This window comes from Brachyspira murdochii DSM 12563, assembly GCF_000092845.1.
In the GTDB taxonomy this organism is placed as follows: domain Bacteria; phylum Spirochaetota; class Brachyspiria; order Brachyspirales; family Brachyspiraceae; genus Brachyspira; species Brachyspira murdochii.
In genome coordinates this window covers 1,791,070-1,809,545 of the sequence record NC_014150.1, presented here as the reverse complement: position 1 = coordinate 1,809,545, position 18,476 = coordinate 1,791,070, and the positions used below count along the sequence as shown (strand labels likewise).

Sequence of the window (18,476 nt, the reverse complement as noted above, 5' to 3'; positions counted from 1 at the left end):
TATTGACAAATTATTTATATATGTTAGCCTCTTATAACATATATAATTTACAAATTGATAATAGTGTGAAGATCATAAAACAAAATATTATATTGGTATTAATTTTAATACTTTGGTTTATAGCAAGTGAAAGCCATATATGGAGTAACTATGTTCTGCCTTCGCCTCAGCGTGTAATTAGAGCTTTTTATATAGAAATAATGAATGGCAATTTGATAAAAAATATATATGTTAGCCTTTTGAGAGTAATAATCGGTTTTTCTATAGCTTTTGTTTTTGCTTTTATATTTGGAATGATTCTTGGTATAAAGCCTGAGAGATTTGAATATTTTAGAAATATAATAGAGTTTATGAGAAATGTACCTCCTATAAGCTTGATAGCTATATTGATATTATGGTTTGGAATAGGCGAAAAATCTAAAATAATAATTATAATACTAGCCTCTTTTTTTCCTATATTTATAAATATAAGACAATCTATAGGTACTGTTGATAAAAAACTTATAGAAGTGGGATACTCTCTAGGATTTACAAAATTAAAAATATTTTTTAAAATAATGCTTCCTAGTGCCTTGCCAAGCATACTTGCAGGAATGAAAATAGGACTTGGTTATAGCTTTAGGGCTATAATAGGGGCTGAAATGATAGCAGCTTCCAGTGGTTTGGGTTATATGATACTAGATGCCCAGCAGCTTTCTAGGTCTGATAAGGTTATAGCTGGAATTATCACAATAGGTGTTTTGGGGTATATATTTGATATTTTATTTTCTTATCTTATCAAAAAGCTTCCTTATTCTAAAGGAGTATACATTGAAAATTAAAACCAAAAATATTTCAAAATCATTTATAGTTGATAATAGAAAAATTGATGTTATAAAAAATGTTAATTTTGAATCGGCAGATAACGGTATTACAATAATATTAGGAAAAAGCGGATGCGGCAAAACTACTTTTTTAAGATTATTATTAGGATTAGAAAAAGCAGACAGCGGTAATGTAATTGCAGAAAACAATGCTAAAATATCGATAGTCTTTCAAGAGGCAAGACTTATGCCTTGGCTTAATGTATTTGATAATATAGCTTTTTATATGAACAAAAAAGAAAAAAATATATATAAAGATAAAATATACAGACTTATTAATATGATAGGATTAAACGGTTTTGATAAAGCTTATCCTTATGAACTATCTTTAGGTATGATGCAAAGAGTGTCTATTGCAAGAGCTTTAGCATACGATGGAGATATTATACTAATGGATGAGCCTTTTGCTTCCTTGGATTATTTTACTAGAGAAACTCTGCAGAATGAAACTATTAATATTTTTAAAGAAAATAAAAAGTCTATTATATTTGTAACACATAGTATTGATGAGGCAATTATTTTAGGAAGTAAGATTATAATATTTGAAAATGGAAGTATAAAAAAAGAATATAATTTAATTGATAAGCCTTATAAAAGAAACATACTTTCAAATGAGTTTATAGAGATAAAAAAAGATATTTTGTTTTCTATTAAATAAAAACTGATAATCAAATAAATATAAAATTTTTTAAGGAGTTATAAAAATGAAAAAACAAATTTTTTTTAAAACTATTATAACAGTATTTTTATTATTATTTACTTTGTCTTGTAATAATAAATCTTCAAACAACTCAAATAATTCGCAAACTAATTTTACGGCTAAAAAAATAGCTATTACATATGTAAAATCACCATTAAATGTTCCATCAATAGTTGAAAAAGAAAAAGCAATATTCAGTAATACATTCAGCAAATATAATATACCTGTAACATATTCTGAACTTACAACAGGCCCAGAACAAACTCAGGCATTAGCATCAGGCGATATTCAATTTTTATATGCCGTAGGAGCTACTTCAGTAATATTAGCAAAAGCAAATGGTGCTGATATAAAAATTATCAATATGTACAGCAGATCTCCAAAGGCTTTTACATTATTTTCTCAAAATGGAACATCTTTTACAACAGCAGATGAAGTTAAAGGGAAAAAAATAGCAGGTCCGAAAGGAACTATACTTCATGAACTTTTGACAGCATATTTAAATACATTAGGATTAAAAGAAAGCGATGTAGAGTTTATATCAATGGGGATACCAGAATCTCAGGCTGCTTTGGCGGGAGGTTCTGTTGATATGGCTTTGCTAGCTGGTCCTTCTGCATATAATATGATAAAAGACGGCTACAATGTTGTAACTACAGGAGAAGGTTTAGTTGATGCCGCTATAGCAGTTGCTGTAAGTGAAAGTTTTTACAATAGCAATAAAGTATTGGTAGATGATTTTATTAATGCTCAAAGAGAGGTTTTAAGCTATATAGAAAATAATTATGATGATGCTATGGCAATTTCTGCAAAAGAAACAGGACTTAGCGATGAGGCTGTAAAAGAGATGTATACTATGTATGACTTTAGTATAGATATTACTGATAATGATATAAACTCTATGAAAAAAACTGAGAAGTTTATGAGAAATAATAATATGATAGAAACTGAAGTTAATATAGATGATTTGATAATAAAATAATAATATTTAAGATATAAAATAGAAATTGTTAGTCATTTACATTCATTAGCATATTTAATGCCTGTATATTAACTAACAATTTTTATTATAAAATAAATATTGACATAAGTATAAAATATTGTTAATATGTTATAATTAAAAAATTTTAAAAAATCAAGAGGTAATTAAAGAATGTTCACAGCCACATTATATGCACAAACTGCCCAAGGAGCACAGGCAGGAGGAAGCCCATTAGTATCCATCGGTATGATGGTTGTTATATTTGCTATTTTCTACTTCCTACTAATAAGACCGCAGAAACAGCAGCAGAAAAAATTGGCTCAAAGTATAGCTGAATTAAAAAAAGGAGATAAAATAATAGTATCAGGCGGAATTATAGCTGAATATATATCAGATAAAGAAGGCGGAAGAATTGCTGTAGTAAAAGTAGGTGAAAACACTAAAATGGAAATAATAAAATCGTCTATATCAGCTGTTGTTACTGAAGAGATGTTAAATCCTCCTAAAAAAGAAGAGAAAAAAGATAAAAAAGCTATAGAAGATAAAAATCAAATAAAAGAAGATTTAGAAAAAGCTCAGGCAGAAGATAAAAAAGACTGATAAAAATTAATAATAACAGGACAATATAATATGAGTCATAATTTAAGACTAGCATTCATTATTATAGGACTTGCCGTAATGGCTTGGTTTATTACTCCTACAGTAAGATGGTATTTTTTTACATCTGAAGATAAAAAAGAAGAGAGCAATTTGTCTTTAGATGAAATGATAGCTAAAGGCTACACTAAAGAACAAATTGATGATATTCAAGCTCTTAAACGCTTAAGAAGCGAATCTGTAAATATGGGCTTGGATTTGCAAGGCGGTATAAGAATAGTACTTCAGGCAGATTTTGAAGAATATGCTGCAAGACTAGATAGAAATGCTTCTTCTCTTACAGCTGAAGAAAAAAATGATGCTATGGACAGACTTATATCAAGACTTAGAGGAAGAATTGATCAATTTGGAGTAAGTGAGGTAGGCATAAGAAAACAGGGCGAAGACAGAGTGGTTGTTGAACTTCCGGGTGCCAGAGACCCAGACAGAATAAAAAGCGTAGTATTAAGTCAGGGAGCTTTAACATTTAATTTGGTAGATGAACGGGCTACTGCTGCTTTAACTACCAATGATATGCTTATGGGTGTATTTACAAATATGGCTAAAGTACCTGAATATGGAAAGCTTCTTTATTTCTACAGCGAAAAAGATGATTTCGGCAGAAGAATAAGAGGAGCCCCTGTTATAGTTAATAAAGAGCCTTCTCTTGAGGGAAGTTCTTTGGTTAATGCCCAAGTAGGAGGCGGACAATTCGGAGAGGTCACTGTTGAGTTTGAACTTAATAATGAAGGGGCAGAACAGTTTGCTTTAGTTACAGCTCAAAATATAGATAGAATGCTCGCTATAGTATTAGATGATAAAGTGATAAGTGCTCCTAATATCAATGATGAAATTAGAGGCGGAAGAGGCGTTATTACTGGAAGATTTACTTTAGAAGAAGCTCAGGACTTGGCTAGAATATTAAAAGAAGGTGCTTTGCCGCTTAATGTAAGTATAGTAGAAGAAGAGGTTGTGGGGCAGTCTATTGGTGCTGACTCTGTTAAAGCTGGAGCTACTGCTTTACTCATGGCTGCTATTTTAGTTGCTGTATTTATGATAGCTGTTTACAGACTTTCCGGAGTTTTAGCTACTATAGCAATGATTGTAAATGTTATACTTATTATAGCGGTATTATCACCATTAAGATTTACTTTAACATTACCGGGTATAGCCGGACTTATCCTTACTATAGGTATGGCGGTTGATGCTAATGTTATTATATTTGAACGTATAAAAGATGAATTAAAAGTAAAATCTAATGTTGCTGATGCTATTATATCTGGTTATGACAGAGCATTTGCTACAATATTTGACTCCAACATTACAACTATTATTGTAGCTTTAATACTTTGGATATTCGGAAGCGGTCCGGTACAAGGGTTTGCTATTACCTTATTCTTTGGTATATTGATAAACTTATTTACTGCTGTATTCATTACCAGATATATATACGAAGAGCTTATACGCACAAAAATGGTTAAGAAAGCAGGATTCTTCTTTATATAATTCTTTATATATAAAGATAAAAAGAATAAAAATTATTTATATATAATTGCTTAAAATAAATAGGATTTTATAATGAGTGAAGACATTAAAAAAGAAAATGATAAAAAAGAAAATAATGATTTAACAAAAAATAAAATACCTTTTGTTAAATTTATGCCTATTGCTGCTGTTATATCTGCTGTATTGTTTATAGCCTCTATTGGTTTATTTGTAAGCAAGCTAAGCACTAATAGTTTTAATATGGGTATTGACTTTGCAGGCGGTGTGGAATTAAAGGTACAGATAAATAATCCTGAAGTTATAAATATTGCTGAAATAAGAGCTTTATACAATAACTTTGGAGCTGAAACTGTTAATATTCAGGAGCTTGAAGGAGAAGCTAATGTTAATGCTTTTCTTTTAAGATTCAGAGGTTCTAATGAAGAATCTGACAGAGCTATGCAGGTACTTTATGACAAATACGGTACTGATAAAGTTAATTTAATAGGAAGCAACATCATAAGCGGTGTGGTATCTTCTGATAACTTGAAACTGGCATTCATACTTATAATTGTTTCTTGGATTATCATAATGATATACATTACCATAAGATTTAATTACAGATATGCATTACCTGCTATAATTACACTTATACATAATGTTGTTATAGTATTTGGAATACTGCTTTTCTTAAATAAAGAGTTTTCCGTACTTGTACTCTCATCAATGCTTACTTTAATCGGATACACTATTAACGATATTATAGTAGTATTTGACAGAATAAGAGAAAATACTGACACTAAAAGACCATTTAAAGAGATTGTTAATATAAGCCTAAATAATGTTGTAGGAAGAACTGTAATAACTAGTATATCAACACTTCTTGCCGCACTTGCCATTATGATATGGGGCGGCTTCATACTTTATGATTTTGCCTTTACATTTTTCTGCGGTGTTATTATAGGTACTTATGCTAGTAACTTTATAGCAAGCGGTCTTTTAATATTATTTATGAAAACTAAAAAAGCATAAAAATATTTTAACTTTTTAATAATATAAAAAAGAGTATGCATTATTATGTATGCTCTTTTTTATTTGAATTATTTTTTTAATCTTTGACAAGATATTTATTTTAATATATTATTTTTATGCTATCAAATATAAACAAAAAATGGAATAAAAATTATGAGTGATATTCAAATACCAAATATTAGTATAAGTAATTTTAAATGCTTCAAAGAATTTTCTATTGACTGTTTTAAAAGGTTCAATTTAATATTCGGTAAAAATAGTGTTGGAAAAAGTAATCTTTTGGAAGCATTATATTTATACTCAAATATGTTTAGAAGTGATACAATATTATCTTCTTTTTTGCAAAGGGATATACCTCTAAATAATAATTTGGAATTAATTTTTCATAATTTTGATTATACAAAACCTATAAATATAAAAACTAATAAAAGAGAATTAAATATATATCCTATAAAATCATTAACAAATAGTCTATTAGATGGAATTTATTATCAGGTAGAAAATAATAATGGAAAAACTATAAAACTTCCAATGCTTATAAATAATAACAGACATCTTGATAATAGCTTTGTTCCTATTAATAATACTTTTATATTTGACAACAAAAAAATATTATCATCTATTATTAATGCTGCCTTATTTAATTTTTCTTTTTTAAATGATTATAGTACTTCTGAAACAAAAGTAAAAAACGAAACAATAGGAGCGTTTAATAGACTCCAAAATTTAAAAATAGATAAAACAGTTGTAGAAAGTTTAAAAGCTATAATACCAAATATAGAATCAATAAGAATATCCTCAGACAAAGTTTGCGAAGTTGATATCGGTCTTGACAGATATTTACCAATAAATGCATTGGGGAGCGGTATATTAAAAATATTCAATTATATAGTTAATGCTTCATTTCTTCCAAATGGAGTTTTATTTATAGATGAAATCGATAATGGATTTCATTACAGTTCTTTACGAAATTTATGGTTATCTCTATTTAAAGTGTCTTATTTAGGTAATATACAGATTTTTGCAACTACTCACTCTTATGAATGTATAAAGGCTTTTAATGATGTTTATAATGAGAAAAAAGATGAATACAATTCAAATGATGATATTCAAGGTATAAGAATAGAAGCTGACAAAAAAGAAAAATATAAGTATCATACTATTACATACAGCAATGAAGAATTAAATAATGCTATGGATAATTGGGAGGTAAGATAAAATAATGCTTAATAACCCTATGGCTAAAAAAGTTCTTCTTGTTGAAGGAAATGATGAGAGAGATTTATGCTCACTTATAATTAAAGAAAAATTAAACTTAAAATATGAATCAAGTCAAAATATAAAAAACTTTATAGAAGATGATGACACTATACATATAATAACAATCAATAAAGTTGATAATAAAAATCATATTACTTCATTTATAAAAACTTCCAACTACAACAATATAGAAAAACTTGCAATAGTAGTTGATGCAGAAAGTAATGCTCAAAAAAGATTTAATATTTTTAATGATATTATAAAATGTGAATATAATCAAAACAAAAATATTTATTATGATGATTATAAAGGCTTATTTATAACAACTAAAACTGATGATAAAACTTCTGGATATTTAGAACATTTAGTAGAAAAAATAATTTTAGAAAATGATAAAGACTTATATAATGACTGCGTTAATAATTTTTTTAAATGTGCAGATAATTATATTAATCAAGGCAGTAATGAAGCCCATTTATTAAAAGCAAAAATACTTGCATTCATATCGGTAAGATGCAAAAAGAGAAATACAATAGGCGGATTATTTCAGGAATGCTCTCATTATTTAGATTCAAATGTATTATATTATTTAATTGATTTTTTAAATAATATGTTCAAATAAAAAATAGGCTTATAAAATGACTGAAAAAATTAACAACTTGAAACAATATATAAATGAAACATTTCTTCTTACTCTAACAAATAAAGGTATATACAATCGTTCTGTTAAAGATATTGATAATATTATAAATAATACACCTGAAAAAATAAAAATTGAAGAAGATAATAATAAAATAAAAGTTACAATAGATACAGGAGAGAAAATAGAAGTAATACTTAATGATGAAGATATAAAATCAAGCAAATGTACATGCCCGTCAAAAGATATTTGCAAACATATTATAATGTCGCTTTTATATATAGAACATCTTGATACAGAAAATAAAGCAGATGATGATATAGAAAATAACAATGAAAATAACAATGAAAATAACAATGAAAATAATAATAAAGAAACAAAAGAAAAAAACAATGATATAACAAATAATACATTTGATGAAGTTAAAAATATAAGCTTCGATGAAATTAGAAAATTAAGCACTAAAATAAATTTTGAATATGCATTAGACAGGTTTTATGAAAATATTGAGGCAGAGATTAACGAAAATGCTATGCTTGAAATTAATATTCCAGAAGAAAATACAATTATTTATTTTCCTAAAAAAGACAGTATAAAAAAGGCAGTATGTTCATGCAAAGATTCCTCGCTTTGTGCACATAAAATAATAGCGATATTAAAATACAAAGAAACGTACGGAACTTTAGAAGATATAAAAGAAGAAGATAAAGAGATAGATGAAAATATTTTAAAATTTGCAAAAGAGTTTGCAGAAAATATATTTGAAAAAGGATTTTACTCATGCAGCGAAAAAGACTTTGATATATCAGAACAATTAAGTGTAAAACTTCAGGTAAAAAATATGCCTGAAATAGCAAAGATATTTAGAAGTATTGCTGAGAGTATTGATGCTATGATAAATAAAAGAGCTTCTTTTAATAAATTGTTTGCATTTGCATCATTATCAAGACTTTATAATACAATACATGTAATAGAAAAAGCAAAGAAAGAAAATGATAATAAAACAGTGAAAATGCTTACTGGAGAGATTAGAAGTAAATATATAAACAGAACAAGCGGAGAGTTTTTAGGACTTGGGGCTTATCCTTGGATAAGTTCTACTGGATATTTGGGAGCTAGTGCTTATTTATATAATATTAATGCCAAAAAAGTATCTTTCTTCTCTTATGTAATACCTACATTCTACGATAATGCAAAAATATCATATGATGATATCAGAAGCAATTACAGAAAAAAAATTCATTTTGAAAATAATATATCAATAGAAGAAATTTCCAAACATAAATTTAAATTTATAAATTATAAAGTCAATAACGAAGAGAGAATATCATCAAGCAAAAAAACTTCCGTTATACTAAATGATAGAATTAATTGTAAACTTTTAGAAGAATTAAGAATATCAAAAAACAATGAAGAATTATTTGCTGAAAGCTATAATGATATACTTAATATAGATTTTAAATATGACTACTTCAATAAAAATGACAGAGCAAAAATTATAATAGCAAAATTCCAAAAAATAGAAAATATAGAATTTAATAAAACAGAACAAATACTTTATTTTGATATAGTAAATTATACAGAAAAATATGATGAAGAGAGATTAACCCTAAATATAAAATATACATCAATTCATTCAAACGGGATTAAATATATAATGAATTATAAAAACTCAAAAATAGATAAAGATAAATTTATACTATTAGAAAAGACTAAATATTATATACGCCCAATAAGCATAATAAATATCAATGCTGTTATTAATATATTTTTTGAAGATACTAATAATTAATTGCTATTTAAATGTTTTGCCATAAGCTCATCATAAAAACTGCTTGTCATAATCTCTTTTAAAGTTTTATTTACAGTATCTAATAAATTAGTATCTTCTTTTCTAAAAGCTATAGCATAATCTTCATCAGGAAATTTAATTTTCTGCACTATTTTTATGTCATTATCATAAGCAGCAAAATGCTCACATGTAGTTTTATCAAATACAGCCGCATCTACCTTTCTAACTTTCAAAGCAAGTATAATACTGCTTCCTGTATCGAATCTTTCTATATTAATTGCATCTATCTTTGAAATCATACTATCTGCTACAGTTCCTATTATTACACCTACATTTTTACCTATCAAATCTTCTTCTTTATTTATATTTGTATTGCTCTTCTCTACAATTACAGCCTGACTAGTCGTATAATATTTATCTGAAAAATTCACAAGCTCTTTTCTCTCTTCTGTTACAGTCATTCCAGCTATAATAACATCAATCTTATGAGATTCCAAAGCAGACATAAGCTCTTCAAACTTCATAGGATTAAAATTCATCTTTAAACCTGATATTCTTGAAATTTCATTCATCAAATCATAATCAAATCCGCCTATATTACCATTAGAAATATAACCAAAAGGATAATCATAAACATATATGCCTACATTTATATATCTATTATTCAGATTATCTATATTAGAAGCGGTATTATTAGAACTATTAGTGCATGATACAAATAAAATAATTGATATAATTAAAATGATTTTCTTTATCATTATTATTTTCTTCCTAAAATAAATGCATATGGGATTTAATAAGATGATATAAAAGTAATTCATATATAAAAAAAGTCAAGCAATTTATTAATATATTAATGTTTAATTAAAATGCTTATTTATGAGATTTTCATACACTCCGTTACTCATTATTGTATTAAGACCGCTATTAATTTTTTTTAGTAAAATACTATTATTCTTTTTTAAAGCTATAGCATAATCAAGTTCTGGAAATATAATATCCTCTGCTATTTTTATATCATTATCATATCTTATATAATTATTGCAAGTAACTCTGTCAAGCATAACAGCTTCTACATTTTCTATTTTCAAAGAAAGCAAAGCACTGCCTGCAATATCAAATCTTACAACATTAATATTATTTGAGGCTGATATAATAGTATCCGAAATAGTATCTTTTATAACACCTACTCTCTTACCAATCAAATCATCAAATACTTTTATATCATTATTATCTTTAAGCACAATAATGCTTTGAGATGAACTATAATATTTATCTGAAAAACTCACAAGTTTTTTTCTCTCTTCGGTAATGCTTATTCCAGCTATAGCAATATCAATCATATCATTTTGCAAAGAAGGTATAAGCTCAGAAAATGGAGTTTGTATATATTCTAATTTTAAGTTTTCTGCCTTTGCTATTTCATTCATTATATCATAATCAAAGCCGCCTAAATTATCATTGCTCAAATAAAGAAGAGGATAATCATAAACATATATTCCAACCTTTACAGAAGTATTATTATATATTTTTTTATCTTCAGCTTTATTAGAATTATTACGGCATGCTGATAAAGAAATCAGAATAAATAATGCAGATAATACAAAAATAATTACTTTATTCATAAACAAATAAATATACATACGATAGGTATTTATTATAAAATATAAAATATTATAAAAAAGTCAAGCTATTTTTTTATAATATATATGTTAATATAGGCATAAGTAATGAATAAAAATCATTTGCAAAAATGTATTTATATATTATAATAATAAACATTGTATTTATGAAAACTAGGACTATAAATTGAAATTATCTATTGAATATATAAAAAAACTATTATATGCTTTAGGATATAAAGAAATCAATTCTAAAATATTTAATAAAAAATATAAAAATAATTACACTATAAATGTGGATTTTGAAAAAGAAAAAATTTTTTATTCAGACAATAATTTTAATAAAAAAATAACATTAGGAGATGAAACTACATCTAATTTTGAAAATAGTGAAAATTTTGTTGTTTTGGAATGTGTTGACAGACTTTTAGAAAAAGGATACAGTCCTGATAGTATAACACTTGAAAAAAAGTGGGAAATGGGTAGAAAAGAGAAAGGCAAACTAGACATACTTGTTTCAAAATATAATGTATCATACTTGATGATAGAATGTAAAACTTGGGGTAATGAGTTTAACAAAGAATATAAAAATATGTTGGATAAGGATAAAAAAGGAGGACAACTATTTAGTTATTATAATCAAGATAGAAATGCTGAATATTTATGCTTATATACTTCAAGATTAAATGATATTGAAAAAATAGAGTACAAAAATGAAATAGTAAAAATTGATGAAGAATTAAAGACACTTGCTAATGTAGAAGAAATATATAATAGATGGAATAAACAATTTTCATTTAATGGAATATTTGAAGAAGATATTTTACCATATGGAATACAAGCAAAAGCTCTTTTAAAAAAGGATTTGAAAACAATAACACCAGAAGATGGTAAAAATATATACAACCAATTTTTAGAGATATTAAGACACAATGTAGTTTCAGATAAACCTAATGCATTTAATAAAATATTTAATCTATTTGTATGTAAAGTATTTGATGAAGATAATACAAAAGAAAATGAAGAATTATGTTTTCAATGGCGTGAAGCTACAGATAATTATGAAATATTTATTGATAGACTCAATCAATTATTTCAAAGCGGAATGAAAGATTATTTAAATAAAATTATTTTTTATATAAAACTCGATGATATCAAACAAAAAAATGAAAAAGAATTAAGAGAGTCATTAATGCAGGCTATGATTTATAAAAATCAAGAGTTTTCATTTGTTGATATATTTGATGAAAGAGACTTTAAAAGAAATACATCTATAGTTAAAGAAGTTGTTGAATTATTACAAGGATATCAATTCAGATATACAGAAAAACATCAATTTTTAGGAGACTTTTTTGAAAATCTTTTAAATACAGGTTTTAAACAGGAAGTGGGACAATTCTTTACACCAAGAATATTAACTAGATTCATTGTACAATCTATTCCAATAAAAAAAATTATTAAAGAAAAAATTCTTTCTGGAAATAAAGATTTTATTCCAAAAGTTATAGATTTTGCATGCGGAAGCGGACACTTTTTAACAGAAGTTATGGACATAATTCAAAAATCTCTTTTAGAAATAGGAAAAGAAAATTTAGATATATTAAAAACAGTTAGAACTATTTTAGAAAGATATAATGATGATCCTGATCAATTTATTTGGGCTGAAAAAAATATATATGGCATAGAAAATGATTACAGACTTGTAAAGACAACTAAACTATCATGTTTTTTTAATGGAGATGGTGAAGCCCAAATACTTCAAACTTCAGGTATTTATCCTTTTAATCATGATGATTACAGAGGTACATTATTAGATACTATAAATAAAGAAAATGAAAGATTTGATATAGTTGTTTCAAATCCTCCTTATTCTGTAAGCGGATTTAAAGCTATAATGGATAGGAGTTCTAATAATGCTTTTGATTTGTATAAAGATATAACAGATAGCAGTAAAGAAATAGAAGTAATATTTATAGAGCGCATGAAACAATTATTAAAACCTAATGGGTATGCTGCAATTATACTTCCTGTTTCTATACTTCAAAATGACGGACTTTATGAAAAGGCAAGAACTATCATATTTGAAAATTTTTATTTAAAAGGAATTGTAAAATTAGGATCTAATGCATTTCAAGCTACAGGCACAAATACTGTTGTATTATTTTTACAAAAAAGGGAAAAACCTATTCGTTTAGAGAATAAAGAAAGTTATATAAATATGTGTAAAGATAAAAAAATTTTGATAATTGATACAGGTGAAAAAGATGATGAAAAAAAATTTTTGGGATATAGTTTCAGTAATAGAAGGGGAAGTGAAGGAATAACAGAAGAAAGAAATAAAGAAGGTACATATTTAGGTAGTTTATTAGATGAAAACGATATAAATAATAATAATATAAATAAAGCTAATTATTATATGATTCAAGCTTTTTATGATAATTATCCTAAAGTAGTTAAAGAATTAGAAAAAAATATATATGTTTTAGATTTAAAGGATTGTTTTAATTTTGAGGCTGATAATTTTGTTAATAGAATTAATTTAAATATTAAAAAAAAAATATTAACTGAATATGGATTAATTTTATTAGGGGCAATATCATCTATAGTAAAAGGAAAATCTATAACAAAAAATAAAGTAAAAAATGGAAATATACCTGTTATAGCTGGCGGAAAAACTTCTCCATATTCTCATTCAGAATATAATCAAAATGAGAATTGTATAACTGTAAGTGCTTCTGGAAGTGCAGGATATGTATGGTACCATAATTATAAAATTTGGGCATCAGATTGTAATGTAATACGTTCACTTGATGAAGAAAAATATATTACTAAATATATATATTATTCATTAAAAAAATTGCAGGATTTAATCTATGATTTAAAAACAGGTTCCAATCAACCGCATGTATATGAAAAAGATTTATCTAAAATAAAAATACCAAATTTAAATATTGAAAAGCAGAAAGAAATAGTTTCTCTTATGGACGAACAGGAAAATATCATTTTAGAACAAGAAAAAATAATTAAAGAATTAAATGATAAAATTAATAGTTTAGATTTTGTCAATTATGATAAATGTAAGTTATCTGATAAAACTAAATTTCAAATAACTATAGGTAAAAGAGTATTACAAAAGAATATCAAAGAAAATGGTAAGTACCCTATTTATAGTGCAAATGTATATAAACCTTTCGGATATATTGATGAATTGTTATTTGATAATTTTGATTTCACATTTGTATTATGGGGCATAGATGGTGATTGGATGACAAATTATATACTCCCAAATAATCCTTTTTATCCTACAGATCATTGCGGTGTTATAAAATGTATTGATAATTCTGTAAACATGATATATTTTAATTATGCTTTTAATATAGTTGGAAAGGAATACGGTTTTAATAGAAATTTGAGAGCTTCTATAGATAGAATAGAAAAATTACAAATTCCTATACCTGATTTAAATATACAAAATGAAATATCAAATACTATTTTAGATTGCAAAAAACAAATAGATCAAGCTCAATTAAAAATAGATAATGCTAAAATTAAGCAAAGAGAAATAATGGACGATATATTTCAAGTTGAATAATTAATACTCATTGTAAAAAATAATTTGCAAAAACGCACTCACTATATTATAATATATCATCAATATAATTATACTTTATTTTTAAGGATATATTTTATAAATGTCATACGCTGAAAAAATTAGAAATTTCTGTATCATAGCACATGTTGACCATGGTAAAAGTACATTAGCCGATAGAATTATAGAGCATACCAAAGCAGTATCAAGCAGAGAGATGAAAGCTCAGATATTAGACTCTATGGATATAGAAAGAGAGAGAGGAATAACTATAAAAAGCCAAGCCGTAAAACTTTCTTATGAGGCTAAAGACGGAGAAATATATACTCTTAATTTGATAGATACTCCCGGACACGTTGACTTTAATTATGAGGTTTCCCGTTCACTTGCTGCATGCGAGGGTGCTATATTAGTGGTGGATGCTGCTCAAGGGGTGGAAGCTCAGACTATTTCTAACTTTTATCTTGCTTTTGAAAATAATTTGGAGATTGTCCCTGTTATTAATAAAATAGATTTGCCGGCTGCCAATATTGAACTTTGTAAGGAACAGATGGAAAAAGAGTTCGGCGTTAATAAAGACGATGTTGTACTTGCAAGTGCTAAAAATGATATAGGCATTGATGAAATACTTGAAGCAGTTGTTAAGATGATACCTGCTCCAAAAGACAATACTAATAAAAAAACTAGAGCATTAATATTTGATTCTTATTATGATCCTTTCCGAGGGGCTGTTATGATAGTGAGAGTATTTGACGGCTCTATAAAAAAGAATGATAAACTTCTTTTAATGGAAACTAAAGCAGAGTACGAAGTTGAAGAATGCGGCACACTTTTACTTGGGCTTAAATCAGCTAATGAACTTAAAAGCGGAGAGGTAGGTTACATTATTGCAGGCATTAAAAATATATCCGATATAAAAATAGGAGATACAATAACGCTTGAAGAAAATCCTTCTGATGAGCCTTTAATAGGATATAAAGAAGTTCTACCTATGGTATTTGCCGGCATATTTCCAGCTGAAGATGAAGATTATACTAGTCTTCAGAAGGCATTAGAAAAATTAAAATTAAATGATGCTTCTTTAGTATATGAACCAGAACGCTCTATAGCTTTGGGCTTCGGATACAGATGCGGATTTTTAGGACTTTTACATTTGGAGATTGTGCAGGAAAGACTTGAAAGAGAGTTTAATCTCAATCTTGTAATAACTAGCCCTTCGGTAGAGGTAAAATTAAAACTCACAAACGGCGAAGAGAAAATTATTGACAACCCTGCAGATTTTCCTACTGCACAGTATATAGAAAAATGTTATGAGCCTTTTATAAATGCTCTTATAATAGTGCCTACCGATTATTTGGGTAATATTATATCTCTTTGTATAGACAGAAGAGGTACGCAGACATCATTAAATTATTTAGATGATAAAAGAGCAGAAATTAAATTTGACTTGCCTTTAATAGAAGTAGTTTACGACTTTTACGATAAATTAAAATCCATATCAAGAGGGTATGCTTCATTCGATTATGATTTTTCAGACTTCAGAGAAAGCCAAATAGAAAAAATTGACATACTTGTTCATGGAGAAGTGGTAGACGCTTTATCATTTATGGCACATAGAAGCAATGCTGAAAGCCGGGGAAGACAAATCATAGAAAAATTAAAACATCTCATTCCAAAACATATGTTTCAGATTCCATTACAGGCGGCAATAGGAGGAAGAATTATAGCACGCGAAAATATTAGTGCTTTAAGAAAAAATGTTACAGCCAAATGTTACGGAGGCGACATCACAAGAAAAAGAAAACTTCTTGAAAAACAAAAAGAAGGTAAAAAACGAATGAAAGCCATCGGAAGCGTGGAGATACCTCAAGATGCATTCATAAGCGTACTTAAAACTGATGATAATAATAAATAGTTTATAACTACAAAACTATTTTTATATAACTTATGTTTTTTTAACCATATAACAAATAATTTACTATACAAGAACATTGATTTTATAGTTTGTTTTTATATACTTATAAAATATTAAGTGTTAGGATATTTTAATGTCATATGTTTATTTTGGAAGCAGATGGGGAGATAAATCGCTTTTAGATGAAATATTTCTCAAATATAATATAGTATTTGTGGGATTTAAAGATAATGATGCAGATTATAAAAAGGCTTTAGAAAAAGTAAAAAATACATACATCAAAAAAGGCACAAAAATAGTCATTGCTGAAGGTATAAAAGTAAAAGCTGTAGGTATAGCTATTTCAGATTCTATCACATTAGATAAATTAATAAAAGAATATAACAATAAAGATAAAGAGCAAATTAAAAATTATCTTTCTTATATTGATGATACTATATTATGCGTTAAAGCCGAATTATACAAGTTAAGTTTGGAAGATGAATTTAATTTCGGCTCTCAGGCAAGAAGATTCTGCAATATTAAAGACATCATCACTAAAGATAATATAGATAAATTATTAAAAAAATATTCAGGAAATATGCATATGGAAAACCTAAAAGAAAACTGCATCAAACTTCTTAAAGAAAATTATAATCTCATACTCACAGGAGCTCCGGGTACAGGAAAAACCTATTTGGCTAAACAAATTGCAGCTAAAATGATTTTTGGCAATAATAAGGAATACACAGAAGATTTGGAAGATGATGATAATTTCAAAAATCAATGCAAGTTTGTGCAGTTTCACCCTTCTTATGATTACACAGATTTTGTTGAAGGATTAAGACCCATTAAAGATAGTAATGGCAATATGGTATTTGAAAGAAAGGATGGAGTTTTTAAAGAATTTTGTAAAAGAGCATTGAAGAATTTAATTGATAGTCAAAAAGATGTTTCAGAATTAAATAAAGATACTATTATCAAAAATAATTTAATTAAATTTATAGACGATGTTTCTAATATAATAAATGAAAAAGGATATTTCGAAATTGATGGTATTGATAGGAAAGCATCTCCATTAAAAGAAATAGAATTAAATAATGATTCAGTGTATTTTGCACCTCAAATAAAATCTAGATTGTATATTACATTAACTTTAGATACCATTATAGATTTTTATAAAAAATTTATTAAAGTATTTGAAGTAAAAAATAAATTGGAATATCAGGATTTCATTAATGAATTTGGATATAAAGGAAAGCATACATATATTCATGGTTTTTTAAAAGCATTCTATGAAAAATATAATTCTGAAATAGAAAAAGAATTAAATAGTAATGATATAACAATAGAAAAAGTTCAAAAGAAAAATTTTGTATTTATAATAGATGAGATTAACCGAGGAGAGATTTCCAAAATTTTTGGAGAATTATTTTTTGCTATTGATACTGGATACAGAGGAGAAATAGGAAGAGTAAAAACACAATATAATAATTTGATTAGTAATGATGAAACAGATGATGAATTTGAAGATGGTTTCTTTGTACCAGAGAATGTTTATATAATAGGAACTATGAATGATATTGATAGAAGCGTTGAGAGTATGGACTTTGCTATGCGTAGGAGATTTGCTTGGAAAGAAATTAAAGCTAAAGACACACAATATATGCTTGATAATGTTTTAGATAATGGAATACTAGATGAAGCTAAAGACAGAATGAACAAGTTAAATGAGGCAATAGAGAAAATTGAAGGATTTAATTCTTCATATCATATAGGGGCTTCCTATTTTCTGAAACTAAAAAATTATTATGACAATTCAATAGATAATAAAGAAGAGGCATTTAATAATTCGTGGGAGAATCATTTGAAAGGACTTTTATATGAGTATTTAAGGGGTATGCCTGATGCTGAAAATAAACTTGATGAATTAAAAAGTGCTTATTACTTAAATGATGATAATTAATTATTATATATAATT

Annotated in this window: 14 protein-coding genes; 12 read left to right on the top strand and 2 right to left on the bottom strand. The window is 26.6% G+C overall.

Going from position 1 to position 18,476, the window contains the following annotated elements; translation table 11 throughout:
- Positions 1–65: 65 nt before the first annotated feature.
- The 9 genes from BMUR_RS07905 (at position 66) to BMUR_RS07865 (ending at position 9,390) form a co-directional block, all read left to right on the top strand.
- Entirely contained in the window at positions 66–821 is a 756-nt protein-coding gene (locus BMUR_RS07905) for an ABC transporter permease (RefSeq protein ID WP_041749996.1), read from the top strand.
- Positions 811–1,521: an ABC transporter ATP-binding protein gene (locus tag BMUR_RS07900; RefSeq protein WP_013114076.1), complete on the top strand. Its 711-nt coding sequence runs from the start codon at positions 811–813 to the stop codon at positions 1,519–1,521. Before BMUR_RS07905 ends, BMUR_RS07900 begins: the two co-directional genes overlap by 11 nt.
- Before the next feature lie 46 nt (positions 1,522–1,567).
- On the top strand, positions 1,568–2,545 hold the full coding sequence (locus tag BMUR_RS07895) for an ABC transporter substrate-binding protein (protein WP_013114075.1): 978 nt from the start codon (positions 1,568–1,570) through the stop codon (positions 2,543–2,545).
- 171 nt (positions 2,546–2,716) lie between these two features.
- A complete protein-coding gene (gene yajC, locus BMUR_RS07890) occupies positions 2,717–3,145 on the top strand; it encodes a preprotein translocase subunit YajC (protein ID WP_013114074.1) in 429 nt (142 codons plus the stop codon).
- Between the two features lie 30 nt (positions 3,146–3,175).
- On the top strand, positions 3,176–4,687 hold the full coding sequence (gene secD / locus BMUR_RS07885) for a protein translocase subunit SecD (protein WP_013114073.1): 1,512 nt from the start codon (positions 3,176–3,178) through the stop codon (positions 4,685–4,687).
- Positions 4,688–4,759: 72 nt separating this feature from the next.
- The gene (secF, locus tag BMUR_RS07880) at positions 4,760–5,698 is read left to right on the top strand and encodes a protein translocase subunit SecF (protein ID WP_013114072.1); all 939 of its coding nucleotides are present in this window, start codon (positions 4,760–4,762) and stop codon (positions 5,696–5,698) included.
- A 153-nt stretch (positions 5,699–5,851) separates the two neighbouring features.
- Complete coding sequence (locus tag BMUR_RS07875; RefSeq protein WP_013114071.1) at positions 5,852–6,916, top strand: AAA family ATPase; 1,065 nt, start codon at positions 5,852–5,854, stop codon at positions 6,914–6,916.
- Positions 6,917–6,920: 4 nt separating this feature from the next.
- Positions 6,921–7,580: a DUF3226 domain-containing protein gene (locus BMUR_RS07870; protein ID WP_013114070.1), complete on the top strand. Its 660-nt coding sequence runs from the start codon at positions 6,921–6,923 to the stop codon at positions 7,578–7,580.
- Positions 7,581–7,596: 16 nt separating this feature from the next.
- A complete protein-coding gene (locus BMUR_RS07865; protein WP_013114069.1) occupies positions 7,597–9,390 on the top strand; it encodes an SWIM zinc finger family protein in 1,794 nt (597 codons plus the stop codon).
- Here BMUR_RS07865 and BMUR_RS07860 read toward each other — a convergent pair.
- Positions 9,387–10,145, bottom strand: coding sequence for a transporter substrate-binding domain-containing protein (locus BMUR_RS07860; RefSeq protein ID WP_041750098.1), 759 nt, complete (start codon positions 10,143–10,145; stop codon positions 9,387–9,389). The two genes, BMUR_RS07865 and BMUR_RS07860, sit on opposite strands and share 4 nt — an antisense overlap.
- 105 nt (positions 10,146–10,250) lie before the next feature.
- Positions 10,251–11,015 (bottom strand): transporter substrate-binding domain-containing protein, encoded by a 765-nt coding sequence (locus BMUR_RS07855; RefSeq protein WP_041749995.1) that lies wholly within the window; start codon positions 11,013–11,015, stop codon positions 10,251–10,253.
- A gap of 184 nt (positions 11,016–11,199) precedes the next feature.
- Here BMUR_RS07855 and BMUR_RS07850 point away from each other — a divergent pair, with 184 nt between their 5' ends.
- The 3 genes from BMUR_RS07850 to BMUR_RS14980 all read left to right on the top strand — a co-directional run bounded on the left by BMUR_RS07850 (position 11,200) and on the right by BMUR_RS14980 (position 18,461).
- Positions 11,200–14,604, top strand: coding sequence for an N-6 DNA methylase (locus BMUR_RS07850; RefSeq protein ID WP_013114066.1), 3,405 nt, complete (start codon positions 11,200–11,202; stop codon positions 14,602–14,604).
- Positions 14,605–14,704: 100 nt separating this feature from the next.
- A complete protein-coding gene (gene lepA, locus BMUR_RS07845; RefSeq protein WP_013114065.1) occupies positions 14,705–16,516 on the top strand; it encodes a translation elongation factor 4 in 1,812 nt (603 codons plus the stop codon).
- A gap of 133 nt (positions 16,517–16,649) precedes the next feature.
- Complete coding sequence (locus tag BMUR_RS14980) at positions 16,650–18,461, top strand: McrB family protein (protein ID WP_013114064.1); 1,812 nt, start codon at positions 16,650–16,652, stop codon at positions 18,459–18,461.
- Positions 18,462–18,476: the final 15 nt, after the last annotated feature.

Bases quoted from the DNA above. Each gene is read 5' to 3' on its own strand.
- BMUR_RS07895 (WP_013114075.1), top strand. From the start codon at position 1,568: ATGAAAAAACAAATTTTTTTTAAAACTATTATAACAGTATTTTTATTA.
- yajC (WP_013114074.1), top strand. From the start codon at position 2,717: ATGTTCACAGCCACATTATATGCACAAACTGCCCAAGGAGCACAGGCA.
- secD (WP_013114073.1), top strand. From the start codon at position 3,176: ATGAGTCATAATTTAAGACTAGCATTCATTATTATAGGACTTGCCGTA.
- secF (WP_013114072.1), top strand. From the start codon at position 4,760: ATGAGTGAAGACATTAAAAAAGAAAATGATAAAAAAGAAAATAATGAT.
- BMUR_RS07875 (WP_013114071.1), top strand. From the start codon at position 5,852: ATGAGTGATATTCAAATACCAAATATTAGTATAAGTAATTTTAAATGC.
- BMUR_RS07870 (WP_013114070.1), top strand. From the start codon at position 6,921: ATGCTTAATAACCCTATGGCTAAAAAAGTTCTTCTTGTTGAAGGAAAT.
- BMUR_RS07865 (WP_013114069.1), top strand. From the start codon at position 7,597: ATGACTGAAAAAATTAACAACTTGAAACAATATATAAATGAAACATTT.
- BMUR_RS07855 (WP_041749995.1), bottom strand. From the start codon at position 11,015: ATGAATAAAGTAATTATTTTTGTATTATCTGCATTATTTATTCTGATT.
- lepA (WP_013114065.1), top strand. From the start codon at position 14,705: ATGTCATACGCTGAAAAAATTAGAAATTTCTGTATCATAGCACATGTT.
- BMUR_RS14980 (WP_013114064.1), top strand. From the start codon at position 16,650: ATGTCATATGTTTATTTTGGAAGCAGATGGGGAGATAAATCGCTTTTA.